This window comes from Natronorubrum amylolyticum (assembly GCF_052040145.1).
Lineage (GTDB): Archaea > Halobacteriota > Halobacteria > Halobacteriales > Natrialbaceae > Natronorubrum.
Genome location: NZ_JBPPFW010000003.1, coordinates 59,990 through 83,497 on the forward strand (window position 1 = coordinate 59,990; position 23,508 = coordinate 83,497).

Consider the following 23,508-nt stretch of genomic DNA (forward strand, 5'->3'; position numbering starts at 1 on the left):
GATCACGATGGCCGGTGAAGACGGCGAAGCCAGTGAGGACGTCGGCGACGACGAAGCGGAACCGCCGTCCGCGTCGTTGGACGATACGTCCGTCTTCGAGCGGCTCAACGCCGAGGAGTTCGTCCGCTGGACGTTCCTCTACGGCGACCGGCGCGTCATCTCCGGGCTACTCCTGCTCGCGGTGTTCGGCGCCTCCCTGTTGCTCATCCGGGGCGGACTGATCACGCCCGCCGAGGCCGGCGACATTACGGCCATCAGCGCGGCGCTCGTCGGCGGGATGCTCCCCTTTATCACCGTCGTCCTCGCGATCAACCAGCTCATTCTCTCCGAGGAGTTCGGCTCGACCGGCGCCTTCTTCGAGCGACTCGAGGAGACTCGCGAGTACCGAAAACGGATCGAAGACCACACTGGTTATCGGCCGACGCCCGCCGAGCCGTCGTCGTTTCTCCGCGTCCTCATCGAGTCGAAACGCCGGACCGCGCTCGGGTTGCAGACCATCTGTCGCGACGGGCCGGACGACCTGCAGTCGCGGGTCGACGCGTTCGTCTCCCAAACCGACTCGCGAGATCGGGACGCGATCAGGACGCTCGAGGGCGCCACGTTCGGCTCGTTCACCGTCATCTCCGTCATCTTGCACTACAACGATTCCTGGCAGCTACAGATCGTTCGCCAGCTCCGGGAGGGTCATCGAGACGAGCTCTCGGCGGCCGCGGACGGACAGCTCGAGCGACTCGAGGAACTGCTCGGCGATATCCACATCGCTCGCCAGTACTTCAAAACGGTGTACATGCAACAGGAGCTCGCCGATCTGTCGAAGATCCTGCTGTACGTCGGCTTTCCGACACTGCTCGGCGGCGCGTTCGTCATCGTCTCCTACGGGAACCTGCTGGCGATGGGGCTGCACCCGTCCGTCTACGTGTTGGTCGTGAGCGCGACGGTGACGGCCCTGTTCAGCCCCTTCGCCGTCCTGCTCGTCTACGTCCTTCGGATCGCAACCATCGCCCGGCGGACGGCCGCGGACTTCGGTCCGTTCGTGCTGCAACAGGAGCTTCCACAGGAGGAAACCGAGATTATGGAGTCGTCGTGAGTCGGCGCTGACGAGCGTCTGACTGGCCGAACGATCAGCTATCGACAAACGAGGGTCGGAGGATCAGCCGTCGACAGACCGAAAGTCGGCCGATTAGGGGGAGAGTACCGGCAATCCGGCTTCGATCTCCTCGCGTCGGTCCTCGAGCCACTCGGTGAGGACGAGCCGCTCACCCAGCGAGTCGAGTTCTTCGTCGACCGTGTAGCCCGGTTCTGCGGTCGCGTACTCGAAGAGAATTCCGCCGTGTTCGCGGGCGTAGACCGACTCGAACCACTTGCGGTCGATGATCTCGGTCGGGCGGAGCCCCCTGTCCATCAGGAGCTGGCGCCAGTCGGGCTGGTCGTCTCTCGTGACCCGAAACGCGACGTGGTGGACGGTCCCGGCACCCGGAATTCCCTGCGGCGCCTGCGGATCCTCGAGTACGTCGACGACGTATCCCAGTTCACCAGCGGATTCGTAGCGGTATCGGCTCCCGTCGCGGTCGGTCTGACGATACCCCATCTCTTTCAGGAGCTCGCCGGTGGCGTCGCCGCTCGTCAGGGAGAGCGTGACGCCGAAGAAACCCCGAATCGCGTGGGCGTGGGGAACCGGGCTCTCGGGAAGGTTCGCCGATGGTGCGTCCTCACGGGCGACCAGCTCTAGGGGGAGTCCGTCGGGATCGGTAAACGAGAGAACGGTGTCGCCGAACCGCTCGCGGGGCTCCTCGAGGTCGACGTCGGCGTCTGCGAGTCGGTCGCGCCAGTAGTCGATCGAGCCGGTGGGGACGAGAAACGAGACGGCGCTGGCCTGGCCTGAACCGACTTGCCCGGGTTGGGCATCGGTGTAGGGGAAGAAGGTCATACTCGTCCCGGGCGTCCCCTCGTGGTCCGCGTAGAACAGGTGATAGACCGAAACATCGTCCTGATTGACGCTTTGCTTGACGAGTCGCAGGCCGAGCGTCTCCGTGTAGAACTCGTAATTCCCTCGTGGATCGCTCGCGATCGCGGTGACGTGGTGGATGCCGGGCGTGTCGTCGGGCATACTCGTTTCTACACCGCCTGCAGGGATAATGCTGGGGCCATACCGACTGCGATTTCGAACGATCAGAACGTGTGATAACAGGAATCGTTAGATTAGGCCGGGGCCGGGGGCAGCGTCGCCTCCTCGAACCAGAACGCCTCGACCGCTTTTCCAAGTTTGGTGAACTCGTCGGGGTTGCTCGGCTTGGTGAGATACGCGTTCGCACAGAGTTTGTAGCTCCGTGCGATGTCCTCTTCGGCTTTCGAACTCGTCAGGACGAGCACCGGCGGCGCGGTCAGCTCGTCATCGTTCTTGATCTCCGCTAAGACCTCGAATCCGCTAATCCGCGGGAGATTCAGATCGAGCAGCGCGAGGTCGAGTTCGGTGGTTGAACCGGATCGCTGTCGCTCGCGAAGCAACTCGAGGGCCGCATCGCCGTCGTGAACCGTATGGAACGTCGTTTCGACGTTCGCCTCCCGGAACGCTTCCTCTATCAGGCGGACGTCGCCGGGATTATCCTCGACGAGCAGGATATGCATGGGTTCGGTTGAGCGAGAATCCTTCACAAGTCGTGCACATACGGATGTTGACACCTCAACAGGTTAAGGCTGCCCACTAATATCGTTGGGACGACACCCGTTCTCACGAGCGGGAATCGGCTGGTGTGGGAAATCCGACTACTCCCTACTAATGGAATAGCTGTTCGGCGCCATGCGGGCTCACGCTACCGTTCGACCAGCGTCCCACCCGCCAGCCCCTCCCACTCGACGCGGTAGCCGAGCGCCGAGAGGAGCGCGCTCGAGTCGGTGATCCCCACGTCCTCGAGCACGGACTCGGCCTCCGCGAGATCCATCCCGCTTTCGAGATCGGCGGCGAGCGAGTCGAGCACCGTCGGGCGAACGAGCGTCCGGCCGACTCGCTCGTGCTCGGGCGTCGAGACATCGGCGAGCGCGTCCTCGCTGACACCGCGGTCCGCAGCGAGAGTCTCGAGCGACACGACATCCGCGTCGGGCCGCAGTTCGTCGGGCAGCGAGGCAGCGCTTTCGGCGACGAGTTGGCGTTCGTACTCCCGGAGGACGTCGGCGACGTCCTTGACGCGGACGGTGTTAGTGTAGGGAATCGCCCGAAAATCCCGGGCGGCGATCTCTTCGCCGACGCCCAGCGATTCGTCGACCGCGACGAGCAGTTGGACGTCCTCGAGTTCCTCGAGTTGAGAGAGCTTCTTCGCGACGTACTCGGGCGTCCAGAAGCCCATGATTTCGAAGTAGACGCGGAACTCCGCGTGCTCGTAGTCGAAGGCAAAGTCCGGGATCATCACTCGAGTGCCGGTCGCGAGCGGCGCCGGCTCCCGTACGAGGTCCCACTCGAGACCCAGATTCGAGAACCGAGCGGCGAAGTCGGCCTCGACGCCGCTGTCGAAGGAGACCTCGGCGACCGGATCCGCGTCGGGGACGCGGACGGGATCCTCGTGAGACAGCGCGAGCGTACGCTCGGTTCCCCGGTCGTCGACGGTCGCCTCGAGGTGCCACTCGTTGGCTTTCGCGACGGTTCGCAGGAGTCGCGCGAAACGGGTGCCGTACCGGCGGGTCGCTCGGAAGAGCCGGGTGGGTCCGGTGACGATCACCTCGCGTTCGACGATAGTTTCAGACCCGTCGTCGCCGTCGTTTGCACTCTCGCCCTCGAGTCGCCGAATCTCGTACATCAGTCGCAGCCGTTTGATCGCCGAAATCAGCGCCTTCGGCTCGCTCGAGCGTACGCGAATCTCGGTCGCGTCGAACAGCGCCGTCTGGGCCAGCGAGAGGTTGTACTGCGCGACGAGGCCGTCGGGATCCCACGGCGAGTCGAGTTCGGTCAGGAGCTGCCGTTCCTCGAGGTCGGCGTACAGCGCCCGGTCGAGGTCGTCCGCCGAGATCCCGAGCGACTCGCCGGCCCGAACGAGCGCCATCGCTCGCTCGTCCTTTGTGACGACGCCGACGGCTTCGGCGGCCTCGAACGCTGCCTTTCGAGCGCGTTCGGGTCCGACGGCGGCGTCCGTCTCGAACGTCGCTTCGCGCTCGAGCAGGGCAGAAAAGCCGCGGACGAGTTTGAAGTCCTCGGCGTCGCGCTCGAGGTCGGTGAGCGCATCCTCGAGCGCCGAGCGAGGTTCGCCGACGTGGCCCTGATAGGTCCCGATCACGCGGGCGGCCAGCGGTCGGTGCTCCCGGTCGGCGAACTGGGGATGGTAACCGCCGCCGGCCCGCGAGACGCGCAACAGATCCTTCGTCAGCATCCATCTCGGTATCGGCGCGGCCCGCTCAAAAGTAGCTCGCTCGCCTGCGACCTGTGCCGCGCGGACGTTCGTCGGATAGCTGCGCCGGTCCGCCCTCGTTCAGGCAGCGAGATTACGGGGATCCGGGACGTACGAACGGTATGGACGACGACCTCCGGATCGCCTACGAAGACCACGAGGGCGTCCAGGAGTTGATCGACTGTCTCACCCACACGCTCGAGTCGATCAGCCTGAACTTCGACCGCTGGAACGAACAGTACGTCAAGGGACCCGGAATGTACGTCGCGGTCGTTACGGGCCCCTCGGTCGCGGAGTTCGCGGACCCGATGGGCCGAAACCGGTGGCCGACAGATCGCTGTCGTGACGTCTGTTTGGACATCCAGAACTTCTTCGAGACGGCTCGAGAGGTCGCGATGAACCGAGACGGAGCGCTCGTCGTCAGCGTCGACGGGGTCGTGCAGGAACAGATGGTCCGGTTTACGGATCTCCTGCCGAGCGAACTCGAGACCGTCGACCCGGCCGGGGCCGAGTACGAAGACTGGATGGGGTCGCGCCACATGAGCGCGCTGGACACCTCGCGGCGGCAGAACGTGATCTCGGCGCTGACACTGAGCGAGGAGACCGGCCGCGTCACGACTTTCGAGAGTGGGTCGTTCGAGACCAGCAAGCGGACGGAACTCGGCGGGGAGTGGAACCCACACACGTACTCGTGAACGACGACCGGTTCGAGCGGGCAACCGGCGCTACTGAATCGTCCGGGACCGTATTCAATACTGAACAGTACATTCTGCGCGGAATCACTCTTTTATCGATTCGCGTGAAACGAGTACTCCCGCCCGACCGAACGGAGTCGACAGTAGCAGATCGAATCTCAGCAGGCTTTTCGACACATTGGTTCGAGGCCGATTTCGAACTCGACGTCGACCGGGTGTTCCACAACGTCAACACGAATCAGGAGCAGTTTATTGAGGCGTTCGGAGACCACGTGCGCCCGGAACTCGAGTGAAAACGACGTGGTGCCGTGTGAATGACGGTCGACTACTGGAACGCGTCCTCGAGCGGCGGCACGACCTGCTTCTTGCGGGACATCACGCCGGGTAGGAACGCCTCTCTATCCGTCAGCGAAACGTCGAGTCCCGCTTCGACGGTCTCCGCGTGGTCGCCCGCGACGAGAGCGGTGGATTCCTCCTCGAGGAGGTCTGTGACGAGCAACACGAGCACGGCGTACCCCCGCTCTGCGACGACCTCGTCCATCGCCTCGAGCACGGCGTCGCGCTGGGTCAACACGGCGTCCGGTTCGACCGTTTCGATCTGTCCGATGCCGACGTCGTGGGAGCCGAACTCGAACTCCTTGAAGTCTCCGAGGACCATCTCTCGAGGCTCCTTCTCGCCGAGTTTGCTCTTCTGCTGGAGCAGTTCCTTCCCGTACGTTTCGTAGTCCACATCGGCGATATCGGCCAGTCGCTCGGCGACGGTCCGGTCCGTGTCGGTGGTCGTCGGCGACCGGAGGACGACCGTATCACTGAGCAGTCCGCTGAGCAGCAGGCCCGCGGTCTGGGCGTCGATCTCCACGCCCGCTTCGTCGTACAGCCGCGTGAGAATCGTCGCCGTAGAGCCGACCGGTTCGTTCCGGAAGAAGATCGGGGAACTGGTCTCCACGTCGCCGATTCGGTGGTGGTCGACGATATCGGTGATCTCGGCCTCCCGTGCGCCGGAGACGGTCTGACTGTGCTCGTTGTGATCCACGAGGGCCAAGCGTTCTCCCGCGGCGTCCTCGAGGAGTGCCGGTTTCTCGACCTCCCACCGATCCAAGACGAACTGCGTCTCCGGGTTTATCGCTCCGGCTCGAGCCGGGGCGGCGTCTTCTCCCTGCGCCTGCTTCAACCGCGCGTAGGCGATCGCAGAGATGATGGTGTCCGTATCCGGCTGCTGGTGACCGATGACGTAACTGGGTTGTGACATGGTCGAACGTCACCCTACTGCGGTAAGAAGATAGGCGATTTGGTGCGAAAGTCGCGGCCCCAACCCCCCCTCGGAATAGCACGCGCTGACTTTCCGTGGGCACGATGACCCACGGACCGAGCGCGTTCACTCACGGACGCTCGAGTCCCGCAGAGACGTCCCTGAGGGTACAAGCCAGTGCGATATCCGCGTCTCCGCCGTCGTTTTCGGTGATGACCGGCACCCACACGTGGGCGATTCCGGAGGGGTACATCCCCGAGGAGGTCCCGAAAGACGAGGACTTCGCGAGCGTGATCGAATCCGACGTACCGGTCGTCTTATCGCGAACCGTCGCGACGGCGACTCGAGACGCCCTCTTCGCCCGTATCTTCGGAGACGACTTCGTACAGAAGCGCCCGACTCCCGTCGGTCTTCGGGCGCAGAATCCGGCCCAGCCGCTGGACGAACTCCCGCTCGCTCCCGCTACCCGAGAGGACGACGGCAACCGAGGCGTCGGGGACGTCGACGCCCTCGTCGAGGACGTTCGAGGTCGCGATCCGGGTGTACGTCCCGTCGCGGAACCGCTCGAGGAGCTCCCGACGTTCCGCGGCTCCCGTCTGGTGGGTAATCGTCGGCATCAAAAACCGCTCGCTGACGTCGTACGCGAGGTCGTTATGAGCGGTAAAGACGATCGTCCGCTCCTCGCGATGGTCGTCGAGAATCCCCTCGAGCGCCTCGAGTTTGGCCGCGCTGCCGTACATGATCTCGCGGGCGCGTTGGCGAGCGAGCAGCGCCTCGCGCGCCTGGGGATCGCTCCCGGAGCGTTTGACGAGTTCCTGGTAGTCCGAGCCGCTTTGCATCCGGATACCCGAGCGCGCGAGGTAGTTCGCGAACGTCTCCTGGGCTCGCTCGTACGCTTCGCGTTCGTCGGGCGTGAGCGCCACCTCGAGTCGCTTCAGGTCGTAGTTCGCGAGGTGATCGCCCGCCAACTCGTCGACGTCGACGCGGTGGACGAGCGGGCCGGCGATCTCTTCGATGATCTCGTGGGCGTCGTCAGGGCGCTCGAACGTCGCCGTGAGCCCCAGCCGTGCGGGGGCGGCGAGCAGGCGAGCGATCTCGCGGTAGCCCTCCCCGCCGAGGTGGTGGACCTCGTCGAAGACGACCAGCCCGAAGCGGTCGCCCACTGCATCCGCTTTCAGGTACGCCGAGTCGTACGTCGAGACCGTGATCGGCTCGAGACGCTGTTCGCCGCCGCCGAACCGGCCGATGTCGCAGTCGAACTCGCGCTCGAGTTCGCGCTGCCACTGCTCGAGCAGGTCGATCGTCGGGACGACGACGAGCGTCGGAACCGAGAGCCGTTCGATCGCTTTCAGGGCGATGACGGTCTTTCCGCTGCCAGTCGGAAGTTCGAGGACGCCCGCGGGCGCGGTGGTAACCGAGCCGTCGTCCGCCGCGTTCGCACTCCAGCGATCCGTCTCGAGCCACGTCTCGAGCGCCTCCTGTTGATACGCGCGAAGTTCGTACGCCGACCGGAGCGATGGGAGCGAGTCGAGGTCGAGCACGCGGTCATCGATTCGATCGGGGGCGACGGCTGCGTCCAGCAGGGCGGTGCGGAGCGCTGCGTACCGAAACGCCGGCACGCGCCAGCCGTCGGTCCGCGGGTCGCACTCGAGGTCGGGAACCGACTCTCGGAGTGATGTTGGGGAGACGGCCGTCTCCTCGAGTCCGTCGATTCGGACGGTGCCGTTCTCGTAGCGGAGCGTGATCGGTCCCGGATCCGTCCGCTCCTCGCGTGGCCGCGTCACGGTGACCGATCCGAGCGGGGCGAACAAATACTGTCGGGAATTCGACGAGGCAGGGAGGACACCGAACGCAGTCGAAACGAGTCCACGAATGCGGTCGGAAGGCGTCGACGGCCGATGGCAAATCGAGGGCCGTCGGCCCCCTACCTCAACCCTTTTATTACCGCTGTTCCTTGACTGGCACATGAGCGAAGACGAGGGCACGAACTCCACAGCCCAAGGTGTCCCGTCCGAGGAGCAATCCGACGACGGCGAGATGGCCAACGGCGAATCCGCCGCTTCAGCTACGGACGAGTCGGACGCCGACCCCGTCCCTGCTGGCGACGCCGAATCGGACGGCGACGACTCGAGCGTCGCTGCGGCGGACGCCACCGAGGAATCCGACGGCGAACCCTCCGCAGCGCCCCAAACGAGCGAGGACATTCAGGAACTGCTCGACGACGTGACCGAGTACGACGACGACCTCGCCCACCAGGTCAGCGCCATCGTCGACGAGGCCCGCGATCTGAACGGCACCGTCGCCCACCAGCGCGAGGAACTCGAGGACCTCTCCGAGCGCGTCGAAGAACAGGCCGAGACCATCGGCGAGCTACAGGACGAACTCGAGAGTCGGGAGGAACAGGTCGAGGAACACGAGGAGAAGGTCGAGGATCTGAAGAGTCGCCTCAAGCGCAAACAGGCCGATTTCCAGAACTACAAGAAGCGGGCCAAGAAGCGCCAGCAGCAGATCAAGGACCGAGCGACGGAGGACCTCGTCGAACGGCTGCTCGGCGTTCGCGACAACCTGAAACGCGCCCTCGAGGAGGACAGCGACGACGCCGAAAGCCTCCGGCAGGGCGTCGAGATGACGAAACGGGAGTTCGACCGCATCTTAGAGGACGAGAACGTTTCGGAGATCGATCCCGACCCCGGCACCGCGACCGACCCGCAGCGCCACGAGGTCATGATGCAGGTCGACAGCGCACAGCCGGAGGGGACCGTCGCCGACGTCTACACGCCCGGCTACGAGATGGGCGATAAGGTCATTCAGAACGCACAGGTGACGGTTTCGAACGGCGAACTCGAGGCCGAGGAAGGGACGACGAACGAGAGTGACGCCGATGGTGAAGACGACGAAGAGATCGACGAAGCGTCCGAAACGCCGGACACAGATGCGGACTCGAGCGGTGACGATGCGGCTGCCGACGACGCCGATGAATCGGCCGACGAAGAGGACGAGGGCGCGGCGATCGAACTCGGTGGCGAGGTCGCGAGCGACGAGTCCGCGGACGTCGAAGCGGACGCCCCTACCGACTCCGACGGAACTGCCAACTGAGAGAGCAGTCAGCCGCTCATCGCCCGATCATTCTCGACAACCGACACCATATTATCGTCGCCAAAGTCGAATCTACTCGAGTCGTTTCAGCCGCTGCTCCCGTCGTCCCCGGGCGTTTGAGTGAATTTAATTCGGCTCACGATACCGCCTAGTAACCTTTAAAACAAAGTGCGCACAATAGCCTGCCACGATGGCGAGCAACAAGATTCTCGGAATTGACCTTGGGACGACGAACAGCGCGTTCGCGGTGATGGAAGGCGGCGATCCGGAGATCATCGTCAACGCCGAAGGCGAACGGACGACACCCTCCGTCGTCGCCTTTACCGACGACGACGAGCGACTCGTCGGCAAACCGGCGAAGAATCAGGCGATTCAGAACCCCGAAAAGACGATCGCCTCGATCAAACGCCACATCGGCGAGGAAGACTATACCGTCGAGGTAGACGATGAGGAGTACACGCCGGAACAGATCTCGGCGATGATCCTCCAGAAGATCAAACGCGACGCCGAAGACTACCTCGGCGACGAAGTCGAGAAGGCCGTCATCACGGTCCCCGCGTACTTCTCGGATCGACAACGCCAGGCGACCAAAGACGCCGGCGAGATCGCCGGCTTCGAGGTCGAGCGCATCATCAACGAGCCGACGGCCGCCTCCATGGCGTACGGCCTCGACGACGACTCCGACCAGACCGTGCTCGTTTACGACCTCGGTGGCGGTACGTTCGACGTTTCTATTCTCGATCTCGGCGGCGGCGTCTACGAAGTCGTCGCGACCAACGGTGACAACGACCTCGGTGGCGACGACTGGGACGGAGCCATCATCGACTGGCTCGCCGACGAGTTCGAGGCCGAACACGGCATCGACCTCCGAGACGACCGACAGGCGCTCCAGCGGCTCAAAGACGCCGCCGAGGAGGCCAAGATCGAGCTCTCGAGCCGGAAAGAGACCGAGATCAACCTGCCGTTCATCACGGCGACCGACGACGGCCCGATCCACCTCGAGGAGTCGATGACTCGCGCCAAGTTCGAGTCGCTCACGCAGGAGCTGATCGACCGCACCGTCGAGCCGACCGAGCAGGCGCTCGAGGATGCGGGCTACGAGAAAGACGACATCGACGAGGTGCTCCTCGTCGGTGGCTCGACGCGAATGCCACAGGTTGCAGAGAAGGTCGAGGATCTGACGGGCAAAGAGCCCCAGAAGAACGTCAACCCCGACGAGGCCGTTTCGCTGGGCGCGGCGATTCAGGGCGGCGTCCTCGGCGGCGAGGTCGACGACATCGTCCTGCTCGACGTCACGCCGCTCTCGCTCGGTATCGAGGTCAAGGGCGGTCTCTTCGAGCGACTCATCGAGAAGAACACGACGATTCCGACGGAGGAGTCGAAGATCTTCACGACCGCAGCAGACAACCAGACCTCCGTCCAGGTTCGGGTCTTCCAGGGCGAGCGCGAACTGGCCCAGAAAAACGAGATGCTCGGTGAGTTCCACCTGACCGGTATCCCGCCAGCACCCGCCGGAACGCCGCAGATCGAAGTTACGTTCTCCATCGACGAGAACGGGATCGTCAACGTGAGCGCGGAGGACAAGGGCACCGGCGAAAGCGAGGAGATCACCATCGAGGGCGGTGCCGGACTCTCCGACACCGAGATCGAGAAGATGCAGGCCGAAGCCGAGAAACACGCCGAAGAGGACAAAGAAAAGCGCGAGCGCATCGAGGCCCGCAACACCGCCGAGGCCACGATCCAGCGCGCCGAGACGCTCTTAGAGGAGAACGAGGACGTCGACGACGACCTCCGCGGCGACATCGAGGCGGCCGTCGAAGATCTCGAGGAGACGATCGACGACAAGGACGCCGACGCCGATGCCATCGAGGCCGCGACCGAAGACCTGAGCAAGGAACTGCAGGAGATCGGCAAGCAGATCTATCAGGAAGCCGGCGCTGCAGGCGCTGGCGGTGCCGCAGGCGGCGCGGCCGGCGGTGCCGCGGGCGCAGGACCCGGTGGTATGGGCGGCGGTCCGAACCCCGGTCCGGACGGCGCTGCAGCCGGCGGCGAAGGCGAGGAGTACGTTGACGCCGACTTCGAAGATATCGCCGACGAAGTCGAGGACGAGGACGAGGACTGAAGGAGTTGGCGACGACGGTTGATCTCGCCACCGCGGTAAAAGCCGCGTTTGAGCTACCCTGACGTTTTTCACACGTTTTCCCGTCGCATCGAGTATGGACCGACGCAGTACGCTCGTCGGTACGGCTATCGCACTCACGACACCGATGGCCGGGTGCCTGAGCGAGGACGACGCCGGCGAGAGCGCTCCAGACGACGGAACGGAAGATGACGATCCGCCAGAGACGACCGACGATGGCCTCGAGTACGATGTCCATCAGGTCGGATTTTTTCGGGCGACTCACGACCCGCTCGAGGACGACGCGGTCGGTTCGCTCGAGGTGTTCGAATCGGCCGCCGACGCACACGATCGGGCGCCGCTGGAGGAGATCGACGCCACCGATCCGTCGGCGACCGAGGAGTTCGTCACGGAGACCGACTTCGAACGGGAACTGCTGTGTTCGGTCGTCACCGAGTGGCCGAACACGAGCGACGCGGCGATCGAAGTGGATGCCTTAGAGCGACGGGACGACCGACTGGCCGTCACGGCGCGAGCGACCGGCGAAGAGGTGGGCGACGACGCGCCGTCTTTTCCGATTGCGCTCGTTCGCATCACCGTCGAAGACGATCCACCGGCGGAACTCGAGATGACGATCGTCGACGGTCGCGAGAACGAGGAGACGCTTCGCGCCGATGTGAGCTGACACCGGCAAGGCTCACAGCGCCGAGACCACCCGTTCGATACGCGCGTTCGAAACGGATCGTGTCGAGCCGCGGACCCGTTCGTACTGACGGTTCGAATCACCCGTCTGCCGACCACCGACAGCGGGTAGTAACGAATCCGACGCCGCGACGGACGGAACGTTCGTTTCAAGTGGCTCAACCGAGTATCGGTTCGACAACGAATGAGCGAGGACTTCTACGACGCACTCGGCGTGAGCCCCGATGCGTCGACCGAGGACATCAAACAGGCGTACCGGAAGAAGGCTACGGAGTACCATCCGGACGTCAGCGACGACCCCGACGCCGAGGAGAAGTTCAAACGGATCCAGAAGGCAAAGCAGGTCCTCACGGACGAGGAAAAGCGCAAGGCGTACGACCGGATGGGCCACGACCGCTACGAACAGGCCGAGAAACACGGCTTCGACGCCGGCGAGGCGGGCGGCGCCGGCGGGATGGGTGGCGGACCGTTCGGCGGCATGGGCGGTGGCGGCGGTGGCATGGGCGGCGGGCTCGGCGATATTTTTGAACAGGTCTTCGGCGGCGGTGGCGGCGGTCGCGGACGACGGCGACCGCGGAAGGGCCGTGATCTGCGAACCGAGCTCCGGATCGACCTCGAGGAGGCCTACGACGGCGTCGAAAAGCAGTTCACCGTCGAACGACCCGAGGAGTGTGACACCTGCGACGGCGAGGGTCACCCGCCCGATGCGGATTCGGAGACCTGCCCCGAGTGTCAGGGTCGCGGCCAGGTGACCCAGGTCCAGCAGACGCCGCTGGGTCGCGTCCAGCAGACGACGGCGTGTCCCCGCTGTGAGGGCGACGGGACGCTGTACTCCGAGAGCTGCGACGACTGTCGCGGCGAGGGCTACGTCCGCAACGAGGCCTCGTTGACCGTCGACGTCCCGGAGGGCATTCAGGAGGGCCAGACGCTCCGGATGGAAGGCGAGGGCGCACCCAGCCCCGAAGGCGGCCGCCACGGCGACCTGCTCATCGACGTCTCGATCCGCGACCACGAGGAGTTCGAACGCGACGGCGACGACCTCCAGTATCGGCTCCCCATCTCGTTCCCGCAAGCCACGTTCGGCGACACCGTCGAAGTGCCCACCCTCGACGGCGCTGCTGAGTTCGAAATCCCAAAAGGAACCCAGAGCGGCGAGACGTTCCGCCTCGAGGGCAAGGGCATGCCTCGGCTCCGCCGTCGCGGGCACGGCGACCTCTTCGTGCAGGTCCAGATCGTCACGCCCGACAGCCTGAACGAGGACCAACGTGACGCGCTCGAGGCGTTCGCCGAAGCCGGTGGCGACGAGATCGAGATCAAGGAAGGCTTCTTCGAGAAGATCAAGCGGGCGTTTTAGCCCGTGAGTTCGTGGGGTCGCCGGATCCCACCTCTGTAACCTCGTACCGCGGCTCGAGACGAGAAACTGATACTGGCCTGACTATTCCACAAGAGTTATTCTGTTCGTCGATACTGTTTGAGTATGATATCCCGCGAGACGGCCGTCCACCTCGTCGCCGTCGGGTTGGCGTTCGGTAGCCTGCTCGCAGTCGATGCCGCCACCGACGGTCCAGTCCCGTCGGTCCCGGCGTTTCTGCTGTTCTACGGACTCGTACTCGGCGGGGCACACTTCTATCTCGCCGTCCGCGGCGAAGACGGGATGGTACCGGTCGCGTCACGGTGGCGGTACGTGACGTTGCTCGCGGTGCTCTTCTCCACGGGGGCGGCGATTGCCTACTGGGGCGACCGAACCGTCGCAACCGTCGAAATTGAGTCGATCGGAACCGCGATTATCGGCCTCACGCTCGTCGCCTACCTCCTCACCGAATCTATCGACGGCTATCGAGCATCCCGAACGGAGTGACCCTCGCACATCCCCGACTTCGACAGCCCTCTCGGCGAATCGAATGCAGGGGATCGATCGTATTCGACACCATGAGTGTCACGGTATCATCCAACACACTCTATAACGGGTGTCGTCGAACCAACACGTGGAGATACCCATGTCACACCAGATCCTGCTCCTCGCTGGCGATTTCGTCGAGGACTACGAAGTGATGGTTCCGTTCCAAGCGCTCGAGATGGTCGGCCACGAGGTCCACGCCGTTTGTCCCGAGAAGGACGAAGGCGACACCTGTCCGACCGCGATCCACGACTTCGAGGGCGACCAGACCTATACCGAAAAACCGGGACACAACTTCGAACTGAATCACGACTTCGACGCCGTCGACCCCGCAGACTACGACGCGCTCGTGGTTCCCGGCGGTCGCGCGCCCGAGTATCTTCGGACGTACGACGAGGTCCTCGAGATCACGCGTCACTTCTTCGAGGAAGACAAACCCGTCGCCGCGCTGTGTCACGGCGTCCAGATCCTCGCCGCCGCGGACGTCCTCGAGGGACGGACCTGTACCGGCTATCCGGCACTCGAGGCCGACGTCCGAATCGCCGGCGGCGACTGGGCGGACGGCGTCACGCGCGAGGGGAACCTGGTGACGGGACAGGCCTGGCCGGACCACCCCGAGTGGCTCGCCGAGTTCCTCGAGTGTCTCGGCACCGAGATCGACCACCAAGACGCGGCGCCCGCGGCGGCGGACGACTGACGACGACGGGTGCCGGGACGCGAGTCCCGTCGTATGACGGCCACTGCCGCAATTACGTCGCCTCGAGTCGGCGACCTTTTTTCGACCGGGCCTCGAGTCACGCACATGACCGCCGAGACAGTGGACGACCTGCTCACGCGCGACCTCCGGGACGATCGCACGGCGCTCGTGGACGCGACGGGCCGGGAGTTCGACACGCACTGGCTGTGTACGACGTCCTGGAAGGCCGGGAACTTCCTGCGCCACGCGGGCGTCCGTAGGGACGTCACCGTCGGTATCGTCGGCGAGGGACCGCTCCCCCTGCTCGCTTTTTTCGGCACGACGCTGCTCGAGGGGACGACGCAATTCGAGCCGCCGACTGACCTCGCTGACGCGGACGACTTCCGCGCGCTCGTCGCCCCAGTTGCTGCCCTCGAGTCCGGCGACTACGCTCTCCCACGCGGCGCCCAGCGGGTCGGCTACGGCCAGCAACCCGAGGAGCCCGACATCCACCACTTCGACGCCGGCGTCTGGAGCGAAAACCCCGCCTTCCCGCCGCTGGACGTCGATCCCGAGACGGTACTTCTGACCGACGGAGCACGGGACGTGAGTCACGAGGATGCGCTCGAGGCTGCCAGCGAGATCGGCGAATCGTACGGCCTCGAGGCCGGCGACCGCGTCGTTGTTCGCGAGTCGCTCGCGGACCCTCGAGCCGTGATCGCGGGCGTTCTCGCACCGATGCTCGCCGACGGTGTGATCGTTCTTACCGGCGACGCAGACGAGACGACGGCCGAGCGTGGCGAGTACGGGCTCTCGAGCGAGTCGGTGCCGGAGCCGACCCGGATCGAACTGGGCGACGTTTCCCTCGAGTGACCGGCCGGAACGGACGGGTCGGCCTCGAGGACGCGGGAGGTGACCGGTCTCGAACGGACGCGAGAACGAACCGTTTTTCCCCCGATTGCGCCAATCGGCCGCATGGAGAAACTCCTCGCCTCGCTCGACGACGCGCCGATCATCGACAAAGACGGCTACGAGTACCTCGTGCACCCGATCAGTAACGGCGTGCCGATGTTGGATCCGGCCCTCTTACGGGAGGTCGTCATCGAGGTCATGCAGACGGCCGACCTGGACGTCGACAAGATCGTCGCCCCGGAGGCGATGGGCATCCACCTCGCGACCGCGCTCTCGCTTCAGACCGACATCCCGCTGGTCGTGATCCGCAAGCGGCCGTACGGCCTCGAGGGCGAGGTCTCGTTGCACCAGCAGACCGGCTACTCGGAGTCGGAGATGTACATCAACGACGTCGAGGCGGGCGATCGCGTCCTCATCGTCGACGATATGCTCTCGACGGGCGGCACGCTGGCCTCCATCTGTACCGCACTGGATGACATCGGCGCTGCAATCGAGGATATCGTCGTCGTAATGCGAAAAGTCGGACCGTCCGCGCTGGACGAGACCGAGTTCGAGGCGACGAGCCTCATAGACATCACGGTCGAAGACGGAGAAGTCATCGTTCACTAACCGATTGTGAGCGAGAACTGACGACGAAACCGAGTGCCTGTCGTGTGTCGCCACGGCACATTCTGATATACACGAATATGGGTAAACACGGCCATCTTGTGCACCTATATACACTCATATACGAATCTTTTTAGTGGGCGATCCGCAACGTGGCGGCCATAGCATGTCGAACGAAACGGACGGGAGTATTCAACTGGAGTACGGACTCGACGACAGGCCGCCGTGGCCGAAGTCGCTTTTACTCGGCCTTCAACACGTCGCGGTGATGATCGTTCCGGCGACGGCTGTCGCTTTCATTGTGGCGGGAGATGTCGGCCTCAGCGTCGCCGACACGGCGTACATCGTCCAGATGGTTCTCCTGTTTTCGGGGCTGGCGACGGTCGTACAGGCGTACACCGTCGGTCCCGTCGGGGCTCGCCTGCCGATCGTGATGGGCTCGAGTTTCACGTTCGTCGGCGCGGCGGTGACGATCGGGATCGACTACGGCATGGCCGCCGTTTTCGGGGCGATTCTCGTCACCGGCTTCGCCGTCGAGGGTCTCATTGGCTGGCAGTTCAAACGCATCAAACCCTTCTTCCCGCCGCTCGTCACCGGACTCGTCGTCGTCATCATCGGTCTCTACCTCATTCCCGTCGCCATGGACTACGCTGCCGGCGGCGTCGGCGCCGACGACTACGGCGCGCTTCATAACATCGGTCTGGCCGCGCTCGTTCTGGCTATCGCCGTCGGCCTCAACCTGTTCACTCGAGGCATCGCGCGACTGCTGAGCATCCTCGCGGGGATCGCTATCGGCTACGTCGTCGCCGTCGCGTTCGGGCTGGTCGACTTCTCGCCGATCGGCGAGGCGGCCTGGGTCGCCGTCCCCTCGCCGACCAGGTTCGGCTTCGAGTTCGAACCGATCGCCATCGTCGTCTTCGCCTTTCTCTTTCTCGTCTCCGCGATGGAGACCGTCGGTGACATGTCCGGTGTTACGGCTGCAGAAGGCCGGAATCCGACGGACAAGGAGTTCCGCGGCGGACTGTTCAACGACGGCCTCTTGAGTTCGATCGGCGCCATCTTCGCCGCGTTTCCGATCACGTCGTTCTCCCAGAACGTCGGCATCGTCAACTTCACGGGCGTGATGAGCCGTCACGTCGTCGGCATCAGCGGCGTGATCCTCGCGATTCTCGGACTCAGTCCCAAGGTGGGTGCCGCCGTCACGACGATTCCCAGCGCGGTTTTCGGGGGTGCCGTCTTGCTCATGGTCGGCATGGTCGCCGCCAGCGGCGTCAGACTGATCGTCCTTCACACCGACCTCGACCGTCGAAATATGGTTATCGTCGCGGTCTCGCTGGGCCTCGGACTCGGCGTCGCGACGACCCCCGAGGCGCTCTCCGGGCTCCCGAACGCAGCCGAGACGTTCTTCGGCGAACCCGTCATCATGACCGCGCTGTCGGCCCTATTGCTCAACACGTTCGTCCCCGGCGAGCAGAGTCCGCTGTTCGACACCCCTGCGGATGAGTCCGCCGAATCGGAGCCATCGGTCGGCCCGAGCGACGACTAACTCCCGTTTCGTCTCGTCTGCCGCCTCCGTCGATCGTCCACCCGCCGAACTCGACACCGTCGATTTAAGAGGTGCTACGTCGAATCTCGTGTCGTGCAACTCGAGTGCGTCTTCTTCGGCCCGTTTCGCGACGCCGTCGGCGAGAAGACCGTCCGCTACGAGACGGACGCCGAGCACGTAGGCGAACTCCTCCTCGACCTCGAGTCGACGTACCCCGACCTCGAGGGACGACTCGTGTCCGACGACGGGACCGAACCGGTGGGAAAGGCGGTCGTCACGAAGAACAAACGAGACGTGACGCACATCGACGGTCTCGAGACGGAGCTCGAGGAGACCGACGTGATTCGGTTGGTGCCGTCGGTGTACGGTGGCTAACCTGCCGACGGAACCGAGACGCGGACCGACATCGCGATTGATCGCGAATCATCCCTCCGAATCGGTCAGCGAACGCGTACTCGCCTTCGAGTACCTGCTACCTTGTACCGATCGGAACGACTAACCAGTACACCTGATTAGCCACGCCATGGACCGGAACGATCGCGCAATCGCCCGATTCACGATGATCGGGCACGCGACGTTCCACCTCTACGAGCTCACGATCCCGTTGTTCGTCGTCGTCTGGCTGGACGCGTTCGACGTCTCGCCGGCCGTCCTCGGGACGGTGGTCGCGGTCGGCTACGGGCTCATCGGGCTCGGCGCGCTGCCGAGTGGCGCGCTCGCCGACAGATACGGCTCGAGACGGCTGGTCGTCCTCTCGATGATCGGCATGGGCGCCGGCTTCGTACTCGTCAGCCTCGCGCCGTCCGTCTGGCTGCTCGGCGTCGCGCTCGTGCTGTGGGGTGCCGCGGCGAGCCTCTACCATCCTGCGGGACTCTCGCTGATCACCCGCGGCTCGGAACAGCAGGGAACCGTCCTCGCGTACCACGGCGTCGCGGGAAACGTCGGGACCGCGGTCGGCCCGCTCGCGGCGGCGATCGCACTAACCCTACTGGACTGGCGGCTCGTGGCCGCGCTGTTCGCCGTCCCCGCGCTCGTCGCCGTCTTCGCGGCTTCGATCTTTCGTTTCGACGAGCGGGCGGGTGTCGACGCCGAAGCCACGTCGAGTACGGACTCGAGCGCCGGAATAACGACCCTGCTCGAGCGGACGAAGCTCCTCTTCGTCGGCAGCTTCGCCGTCGTGTTCGTCATCGCGATGCTCGCGGGGACGTACTACCGAGGCGTCTTTACGTTCCTCCCGGACGTCCTCGCAGAGCTCCCTGTCTTCGATCCCATCATCATTGCCGGGGAGACGTTCGAACCGAGTCAGTACGTCTACGCCGGCCTACTGTTGATCGGTGCCGTCGGGCAGTACGTCGGCGGACGGGTGAGCGACTACCGCTCGCCCGAGTGGGCCATCGTCGGCGCGTTCGCCGCGCTGATCGCCGTTTCGTTGCTCTTTCCCCTCGCAACGAACGCCGGGCTCGTCGCGACGCTGCTGATCTGTGCGGCGCTCGGTTTTTTCGTCTACGTCGAAGCCCCGATCCATCAAGCGCTGATCGGAAAATACGCCACCGCGGACGTTCACGGGCTGTCGTTCGGCTTTACGTATCTCGGCGTCTTTGGCATCGGAGCCGCGGGGGCGTCCATCGCCGGCGTCGCCCTCACCTACGGCGGGACGTCCCTCCTCTTTCTCGTCCTCGCCCTCTTCCCGGCGCTCGGACTCCTGCTAGCCGGCTTCCTCGCGATGACGAAACGGCGTGACTGACCGATTAGTCATCGACTGTTTCGAAGATCTTTCAGTATGGTTCGGCACGCCGCTTCAGCAAGTCGAGATTGGTCCAGCTACTACCACACCTTGCATGAGGTTGGCTGGCATGGATTTATGCGACTGAGGAGACGAGGCTGTCGTGCGGTCAGGCGATAGCAAGTCCGACGGTTGGCTGGTCGCGCCGTGTCCAAATACGATAACGGGCCACGCATTACACGCCGACAATACCCGCGTGGCCCGGTTTTGCGTTTCGCTCGTGGGTCAGGCGTCCGCTCGTTCCCCGTCGGCGCGCCGCTCGAGGAAGTCCGTCAACAGCCGAAAGAGCCGAAGCTTCTGGCCCTGATCGGAAGAGGCGTGACCCTCCTCGCCGAGTTCGTGGTACTCGAACGCGCCAGTCTCGCCCGCCTCGACCCCGCGTGCCCCGAGCGCCTCGCGGAACAGTCGCGCCTGCGAGACGGGAACGCGTCGATCGTTGACCCCGTGGACGATGCAGATGGGGGCGTCGAGATTCTCGACGTGCGTGAGCGGCGAACGGTCCACGTAGAGGTCTGGGTTCTCCGCGGGCGTGCCGAGGTACTTCTCCATCAGCTCGATGCGGTAGTGGTCCATCGTGGTCTCGTACATCTCCTCGAGGTCCGTGAGACCGATCCAGGCGATTCCGGCGTCGTAGAGATCGGGGTACTGGACCAGTTGCCAGTACGCCGAGTAGCCGCCGTAGGAGCCCCCGAAGACCACGACGCGGTCCTCGTCGAGCCAGTCGTAGCGCTCGAGGACGTACTCGACGGCCGTCGCGACGTCGCCCTGTTCGGCGCCGCCCCAGTCCTCGAGCAGTTCCTCGACGAACTCGCGGCCCCGTCCGGTCGATCCCCGGTAGTTGACCTGTAACACCGAGAACCCCTGCGAGACCAGCGTCTGCGCGTAGAGGTCGAAGGACGTGTCGTCGCGACTGCGCGGGCCGCCGTGGGGGTTGACGATCAGCGGCGAGGGCCGCTCCCCGGAGTCGTAGAGGAGCGCGCCGATCTCGAACTCGTCGTAGGGTTCGTGCTCGACGGCTCGGGCGGGCGTCTCGGGGACGCCGTCCGAGTCGAACGTCAGGTAGTCGGCATCGGCGAAGTCGTCGGGATCGAACGGCCCGTACTCGGCCTCGAGCAGGACTTCGTACTCGTCGCTCTCGAGATCGTAGACCAGCAGTTCCGGACGGCGCGTCGGGCTGGTGTGCTCGAGGAGGATCCGATCTTCGTCGACGCTGAGTCCGGTCGGTCCCATCCCGAACGAGGTGACGCCCTCGGGGAGCTCGAGTTCCCGGCCGGTGCCCGACTCTCGGTCGTAGACGACCGGAACGGCGTTCGCATTCCGACTGCGGGTGGCGAGGAGTCGGTCGCCGCCGGAGAGCACCGCGATCGGCTGCTCGTCGTACTCGCCGTCGCCGTACCAGGTTACGTCATCGGTACCGAAGTCGTAGACGCCGATACGGCCGAGGTCGGTCGTGTTGTCGCCGACGAGCAGCCACTCGCCGTCCGGACCCCAGTCCGTCGGCGTGGCTTCGGCACCGGTTTCGCCAATCTCGAGATTCCTGGGGTCCGAGCCGTCCGCGTTCGCGACGTAGACGTCCCGGTTGTCGAAATCCTCGGTCTCGTTGGTCGCGTACGCGATCCGCTCGCCGTCGGGTGAGAGGTGGGCGTCCCAGACGGCTCGCTCGTAGTCGGTGATCTTGGTCGTCTCGCTGCTCGAGAGATCGTGCCGGTAGACGTTCAACTGGCCGTCCCGATTCGAGCCGACGAGGAGCGTCTCGCCGTCCTCGCCGACCTCCTGCAGGACGACCTGGCCGTCCATCTCGACGATCGGTTCTACCGAGCCGTCGCGGGACAGCGCGTAGAGATCGTTCTGCTCGTCCCCGGCGTCGTCGAGGTGGAAGAAGACGCGGTCGCCGTCGGCGCCCCACGCGACGAACCAGCGAGCGTTGCGCGGCACCTCGCCATCGGACCAGCGCTCGACGTCGCCGTTCTCGACGTCGACGACGTGCAGTTCGTTTTGACCGGTGACGTCGTAGTAGCACGCGACCTCGTCGCCGGACGGCGAGACGGTCGGATGGGCGATCGTCGGTAGCCCCGCGAGTTCCTCGAGGACGCTGTCGTCTGAGTCGTTCATTGGTGCACCGTGACAACGCACTGACTTAATACTTCGAGAAGTAGCAAGGGAAGAACTGGCCGTCCCTAATCGTCCGAAAGCGCAGTTCCGGTCACGGACTCGAGTCTCGCGTCGGAGACGACCCCCTCCTCGGACCAGCCGCGGGCGTCGTAGTACTCCGCGATCGCGTCCTCGATGTCCGGCAGGTCGTACGGGACGCCGTCGTCGTCACGGTCGAAGCCGCGCTGATTGTTGAAGTGGCGCTCGAGTTCGACGGTTCGTGCCCCGACGAGCATGAGATCCGCGTAGTCGGCGTCGAACAGGCTCTCGAGGCGTTCTTCGGTAACATAGTCGTCGCCGAACGCACAGACGATTCCGGTGTCGCGGAACGCGTTGTGGTTCTCCTGGTCGACGAGTGTCTCGGCTTTGCCGAGGGTGCCTTCTGGATCGAGTTGGCCGGCGTACTCGAGGCTCAGCATGCTCGCGTACATGTGGTCGGCGCCGCGGTTCGCGACGGCGTAGGAGAGCCCCTGACCGTGGAGGACGCGACCGTCGTGGGCGGCGAACTCCATCCCCTTGACCGTATAGTTCTCGACACCCAGTTCGTCGTGACAGCGGGCGACGCCCTCCGCGAGCGTGTCGCCGACACCTTCCCGACGGGCGATCTTTTCGGTGATCTCCTGGGCGAGTTCAGCGTTGCCGAACTCGTCCTCGCTGGCGAGGTACGCTGCCACGGTAACGCCCGCCGAAATCGTATCCATCCCGAGCGTGTCACAGAGCTCGTTGGCTCGCATGACGTCGACGATATCGTCGACCCCGTGCTGGGAGCCGAACGAGTAGACGGTCTCGAACTCCGGCCCCTCGGTTTCGACGCCGCTCGCTTCGTCCCGCGTCGGAAGTTTGCAGGCGTAGGCGCAGGCCGAGCAGGCGCCCTTCTTGTACTTCTTTTCCTCGACGGCGTTGCCGCCGATGTCCGCCGCGCCCTCGAACTCGTACTCCCGGAAGTACCGCGTTGGCAGTGAAAAGTTGTCGTTGATGAACTCCGTCCCGCCCGTCGTCCCCTGGCGACGCATTCGGTCGTCCGAGGTGGCTGCCTCCCGGTGGATGTCCGACTCCGGCGGGTTCGGAATCTCGAGCGGCGGCTCCACGTCCCCGTCGAACGTGACGCACTTGACGTTCTTCGAGCCCAGCACGGCCCCGAGGCCACCGCGGCCGAAGGCTCGCGAGTCGAACGTCATCACCGACGCGAACCGAACGCGGTTCTCGCCAGCGGGCCCGATCGCGATGCAGTGTTCGGGGCCGAGATCGTGCTGATTCTCGACGTAGTCTGAGGTTTCGGGCACCGTCGCGCCCTCGAGTTCCGGCACTTCCTCGAACTCGACGCCGTCGTCTGTGACGTGAACGGCGAGCAGTTCGTCGCTCTGGCCCGTGATCTCGAGGACGCTGTAGCCCGTCGCGACGACGTTCCGCGAGAGGTAGCCGCCGGCGTTCGTCGAGACCAGGCCGTCGGTCAGCGGCGAGAGCCCGGTCATGTTCATCCGTCCGGTAAAGGACATCTGGGACTGCTGGAGCGGTCCCGTCGAGAGGTACGCCCGGTTCTCGGGTCCGAACGGGTCTGCGTCGAATGGAATCCGGTCGTGGGCGAGGGCGGTCGCGGTGGCCCGACCGCCGACAGTCGCCTCGAGCAGGTCGTCTATCACCGTTTCGTCCGCAGTCCGCTCGCTCACGTTGACGGTGAGCAGCGGTCCTGTAGCGTGGAGCAT

General features: G+C 64.7%; 21 protein-coding genes. 14 read left to right on the forward strand and 7 right to left on the reverse strand.

The features are described from left to right. Positions 1–7: 7 nt before the first annotated feature. Positions 8–1,087 (forward strand): DUF7972 family membrane protein, encoded by a 1,080-nt coding sequence (locus tag ACSFDB_RS11650; protein WP_440771160.1) that lies wholly within the window; start codon positions 8–10, stop codon positions 1,085–1,087. Positions 1,088–1,180: 93 nt separating this feature from the next. Here ACSFDB_RS11650 and ACSFDB_RS11655 read toward each other — a convergent pair whose 3' ends face one another. From ACSFDB_RS11655 to ACSFDB_RS11665, 3 genes are all read right to left on the reverse strand, one after another. Further along, a complete protein-coding gene (locus ACSFDB_RS11655; protein WP_440771161.1) occupies positions 1,181–2,107 on the reverse strand; it encodes a ring-cleaving dioxygenase in 927 nt (308 codons plus the stop codon). A gap of 92 nt (positions 2,108–2,199) precedes the next feature. After that, on the reverse strand, positions 2,200–2,625 hold the full coding sequence (locus ACSFDB_RS11660) for a response regulator (RefSeq protein WP_440771162.1): 426 nt from the start codon (positions 2,623–2,625) through the stop codon (positions 2,200–2,202). A gap of 185 nt (positions 2,626–2,810) precedes the next feature. Then, on the reverse strand, positions 2,811–4,355 hold the full coding sequence (locus tag ACSFDB_RS11665) for a DUF790 family protein (protein ID WP_440771163.1): 1,545 nt from the start codon (positions 4,353–4,355) through the stop codon (positions 2,811–2,813). Positions 4,356–4,495: 140 nt separating this feature from the next. On the opposite strand from ACSFDB_RS11665, the gene ACSFDB_RS11670 reads away from it, so the two are divergent. Both ACSFDB_RS11670 and ACSFDB_RS11675 read left to right on the forward strand, forming a co-directional pair. Continuing rightward, entirely contained in the window at positions 4,496–5,068 is a 573-nt protein-coding gene (locus ACSFDB_RS11670; RefSeq protein ID WP_440771164.1) for a hypothetical protein, read from the forward strand. Positions 5,069–5,172: 104 nt separating this feature from the next. Further along, the gene (locus ACSFDB_RS11675; RefSeq protein ID WP_440771165.1) at positions 5,173–5,361 is read left to right on the forward strand and encodes a hypothetical protein; all 189 of its coding nucleotides are present in this window, start codon (positions 5,173–5,175) and stop codon (positions 5,359–5,361) included. 32 nt (positions 5,362–5,393) lie between these two features. Here the strand turns inward: ACSFDB_RS11675 and ACSFDB_RS11680 are convergent, their stop codons facing one another. Then, on the reverse strand, positions 5,394–6,317 hold the full coding sequence (locus ACSFDB_RS11680) for a manganese-dependent inorganic pyrophosphatase (protein WP_440771166.1): 924 nt from the start codon (positions 6,315–6,317) through the stop codon (positions 5,394–5,396). Positions 6,318–6,634: 317 nt separating this feature from the next. Then, positions 6,635–8,101, reverse strand: coding sequence for a DEAD/DEAH box helicase family protein (locus tag ACSFDB_RS11685; RefSeq protein WP_440771167.1), 1,467 nt, complete (start codon positions 8,099–8,101; stop codon positions 6,635–6,637). Between the two features lie 181 nt (positions 8,102–8,282). Between ACSFDB_RS11685 and ACSFDB_RS11690 the strand changes: the two genes are divergently transcribed. From ACSFDB_RS11690 to ACSFDB_RS11740, 11 genes are all read left to right on the forward strand, one after another. Continuing rightward, positions 8,283–9,413, forward strand: a complete 1,131-nt coding sequence (locus ACSFDB_RS11690; protein WP_440771168.1) for a nucleotide exchange factor GrpE — start codon at positions 8,283–8,285, stop codon at positions 9,411–9,413. Positions 9,414–9,603: 190 nt separating this feature from the next. Continuing rightward, positions 9,604–11,535: a molecular chaperone DnaK gene (gene dnaK / locus ACSFDB_RS11695; RefSeq protein WP_440771169.1), complete on the forward strand. Its 1,932-nt coding sequence runs from the start codon at positions 9,604–9,606 to the stop codon at positions 11,533–11,535. 94 nt (positions 11,536–11,629) lie between these two features. After that, entirely contained in the window at positions 11,630–12,217 is a 588-nt protein-coding gene (locus ACSFDB_RS11700) for a hypothetical protein (protein ID WP_440771170.1), read from the forward strand. Positions 12,218–12,418: 201 nt separating this feature from the next. Beyond that, positions 12,419–13,588 (forward strand): molecular chaperone DnaJ, encoded by a 1,170-nt coding sequence (dnaJ, locus tag ACSFDB_RS11705; protein ID WP_440771171.1) that lies wholly within the window; start codon positions 12,419–12,421, stop codon positions 13,586–13,588. Positions 13,589–13,711: 123 nt separating this feature from the next. After that, complete coding sequence (locus ACSFDB_RS11710) at positions 13,712–14,092, forward strand: hypothetical protein (RefSeq protein ID WP_440771172.1); 381 nt, start codon at positions 13,712–13,714, stop codon at positions 14,090–14,092. Between the two features lie 139 nt (positions 14,093–14,231). Beyond that, positions 14,232–14,828 (forward strand): DJ-1/PfpI family protein, encoded by a 597-nt coding sequence (locus ACSFDB_RS11715; protein ID WP_440771173.1) that lies wholly within the window; start codon positions 14,232–14,234, stop codon positions 14,826–14,828. A 105-nt stretch (positions 14,829–14,933) separates the two neighbouring features. Further along, positions 14,934–15,680 (forward strand): hypothetical protein, encoded by a 747-nt coding sequence (locus tag ACSFDB_RS11720; protein ID WP_440771174.1) that lies wholly within the window; start codon positions 14,934–14,936, stop codon positions 15,678–15,680. 102 nt (positions 15,681–15,782) lie between these two features. Beyond that, positions 15,783–16,328 carry a hypoxanthine/guanine phosphoribosyltransferase gene (hpt, locus tag ACSFDB_RS11725; RefSeq protein ID WP_440771175.1) on the forward strand — a complete coding sequence of 182 codons (546 nt, stop codon included), beginning with the start codon at positions 15,783–15,785 and terminating at the stop codon, positions 16,326–16,328. 163 nt (positions 16,329–16,491) lie between these two features. Beyond that, positions 16,492–17,871 (forward strand): uracil-xanthine permease family protein, encoded by a 1,380-nt coding sequence (locus ACSFDB_RS11730; protein ID WP_440771176.1) that lies wholly within the window; start codon positions 16,492–16,494, stop codon positions 17,869–17,871. A gap of 93 nt (positions 17,872–17,964) precedes the next feature. Beyond that, positions 17,965–18,246, forward strand: coding sequence for a MoaD family protein (locus tag ACSFDB_RS11735; RefSeq protein ID WP_440771177.1), 282 nt, complete (start codon positions 17,965–17,967; stop codon positions 18,244–18,246). 148 nt (positions 18,247–18,394) lie between these two features. Beyond that, the gene (locus ACSFDB_RS11740) at positions 18,395–19,615 is read left to right on the forward strand and encodes an MFS transporter (RefSeq protein ID WP_440771178.1); all 1,221 of its coding nucleotides are present in this window, start codon (positions 18,395–18,397) and stop codon (positions 19,613–19,615) included. 264 nt (positions 19,616–19,879) lie between these two features. Here ACSFDB_RS11740 and ACSFDB_RS11745 read toward each other — a convergent pair whose 3' ends face one another. Continuing rightward, a complete protein-coding gene (locus ACSFDB_RS11745; RefSeq protein ID WP_440771179.1) occupies positions 19,880–21,766 on the reverse strand; it encodes a S9 family peptidase in 1,887 nt (628 codons plus the stop codon). A gap of 65 nt (positions 21,767–21,831) precedes the next feature. Next, on the reverse strand, positions 21,832–23,508 hold the full coding sequence (locus ACSFDB_RS11750) for an aldehyde ferredoxin oxidoreductase C-terminal domain-containing protein (protein WP_440771180.1): 1,677 nt from the start codon (positions 23,506–23,508) through the stop codon (positions 21,832–21,834).

Excerpts from the sequence above, each read along its gene's own strand:
- ACSFDB_RS11650 (WP_440771160.1), top strand. The coding sequence starts at position 8 with ATGGCCGGTGAAGACGGCGAAGCCAGTGAGGACGTCGGCGACGACGAA.
- ACSFDB_RS11655 (WP_440771161.1), bottom strand. The coding sequence starts at position 2,107 with ATGCCCGACGACACGCCCGGCATCCACCACGTCACCGCGATCGCGAGC.
- ACSFDB_RS11660 (WP_440771162.1), bottom strand. The coding sequence starts at position 2,625 with ATGCATATCCTGCTCGTCGAGGATAATCCCGGCGACGTCCGCCTGATA.
- ACSFDB_RS11665 (WP_440771163.1), bottom strand. The coding sequence starts at position 4,355 with ATGCTGACGAAGGATCTGTTGCGCGTCTCGCGGGCCGGCGGCGGTTAC.
- ACSFDB_RS11670 (WP_440771164.1), top strand. The coding sequence starts at position 4,496 with ATGGACGACGACCTCCGGATCGCCTACGAAGACCACGAGGGCGTCCAG.
- ACSFDB_RS11680 (WP_440771166.1), bottom strand. The coding sequence starts at position 6,317 with ATGTCACAACCCAGTTACGTCATCGGTCACCAGCAGCCGGATACGGAC.
- ACSFDB_RS11690 (WP_440771168.1), top strand. The coding sequence starts at position 8,283 with ATGAGCGAAGACGAGGGCACGAACTCCACAGCCCAAGGTGTCCCGTCC.
- dnaK (WP_440771169.1), top strand. The coding sequence starts at position 9,604 with ATGGCGAGCAACAAGATTCTCGGAATTGACCTTGGGACGACGAACAGC.
- ACSFDB_RS11700 (WP_440771170.1), top strand. The coding sequence starts at position 11,630 with ATGGACCGACGCAGTACGCTCGTCGGTACGGCTATCGCACTCACGACA.
- dnaJ (WP_440771171.1), top strand. The coding sequence starts at position 12,419 with ATGAGCGAGGACTTCTACGACGCACTCGGCGTGAGCCCCGATGCGTCG.
- ACSFDB_RS11710 (WP_440771172.1), top strand. The coding sequence starts at position 13,712 with ATGATATCCCGCGAGACGGCCGTCCACCTCGTCGCCGTCGGGTTGGCG.
- ACSFDB_RS11715 (WP_440771173.1), top strand. The coding sequence starts at position 14,232 with ATGTCACACCAGATCCTGCTCCTCGCTGGCGATTTCGTCGAGGACTAC.
- ACSFDB_RS11720 (WP_440771174.1), top strand. The coding sequence starts at position 14,934 with ATGACCGCCGAGACAGTGGACGACCTGCTCACGCGCGACCTCCGGGAC.
- hpt (WP_440771175.1), top strand. The coding sequence starts at position 15,783 with ATGGAGAAACTCCTCGCCTCGCTCGACGACGCGCCGATCATCGACAAA.
- ACSFDB_RS11730 (WP_440771176.1), top strand. The coding sequence starts at position 16,492 with ATGTCGAACGAAACGGACGGGAGTATTCAACTGGAGTACGGACTCGAC.
- ACSFDB_RS11740 (WP_440771178.1), top strand. The coding sequence starts at position 18,395 with ATGGACCGGAACGATCGCGCAATCGCCCGATTCACGATGATCGGGCAC.
- ACSFDB_RS11745 (WP_440771179.1), bottom strand. The coding sequence starts at position 21,766 with ATGAACGACTCAGACGACAGCGTCCTCGAGGAACTCGCGGGGCTACCG.
- ACSFDB_RS11750 (WP_440771180.1), bottom strand. The coding sequence starts at position 23,508 with ATGCTCCACGCTACAGGACCGCTGCTCACCGTCAACGTGAGCGAGCGG.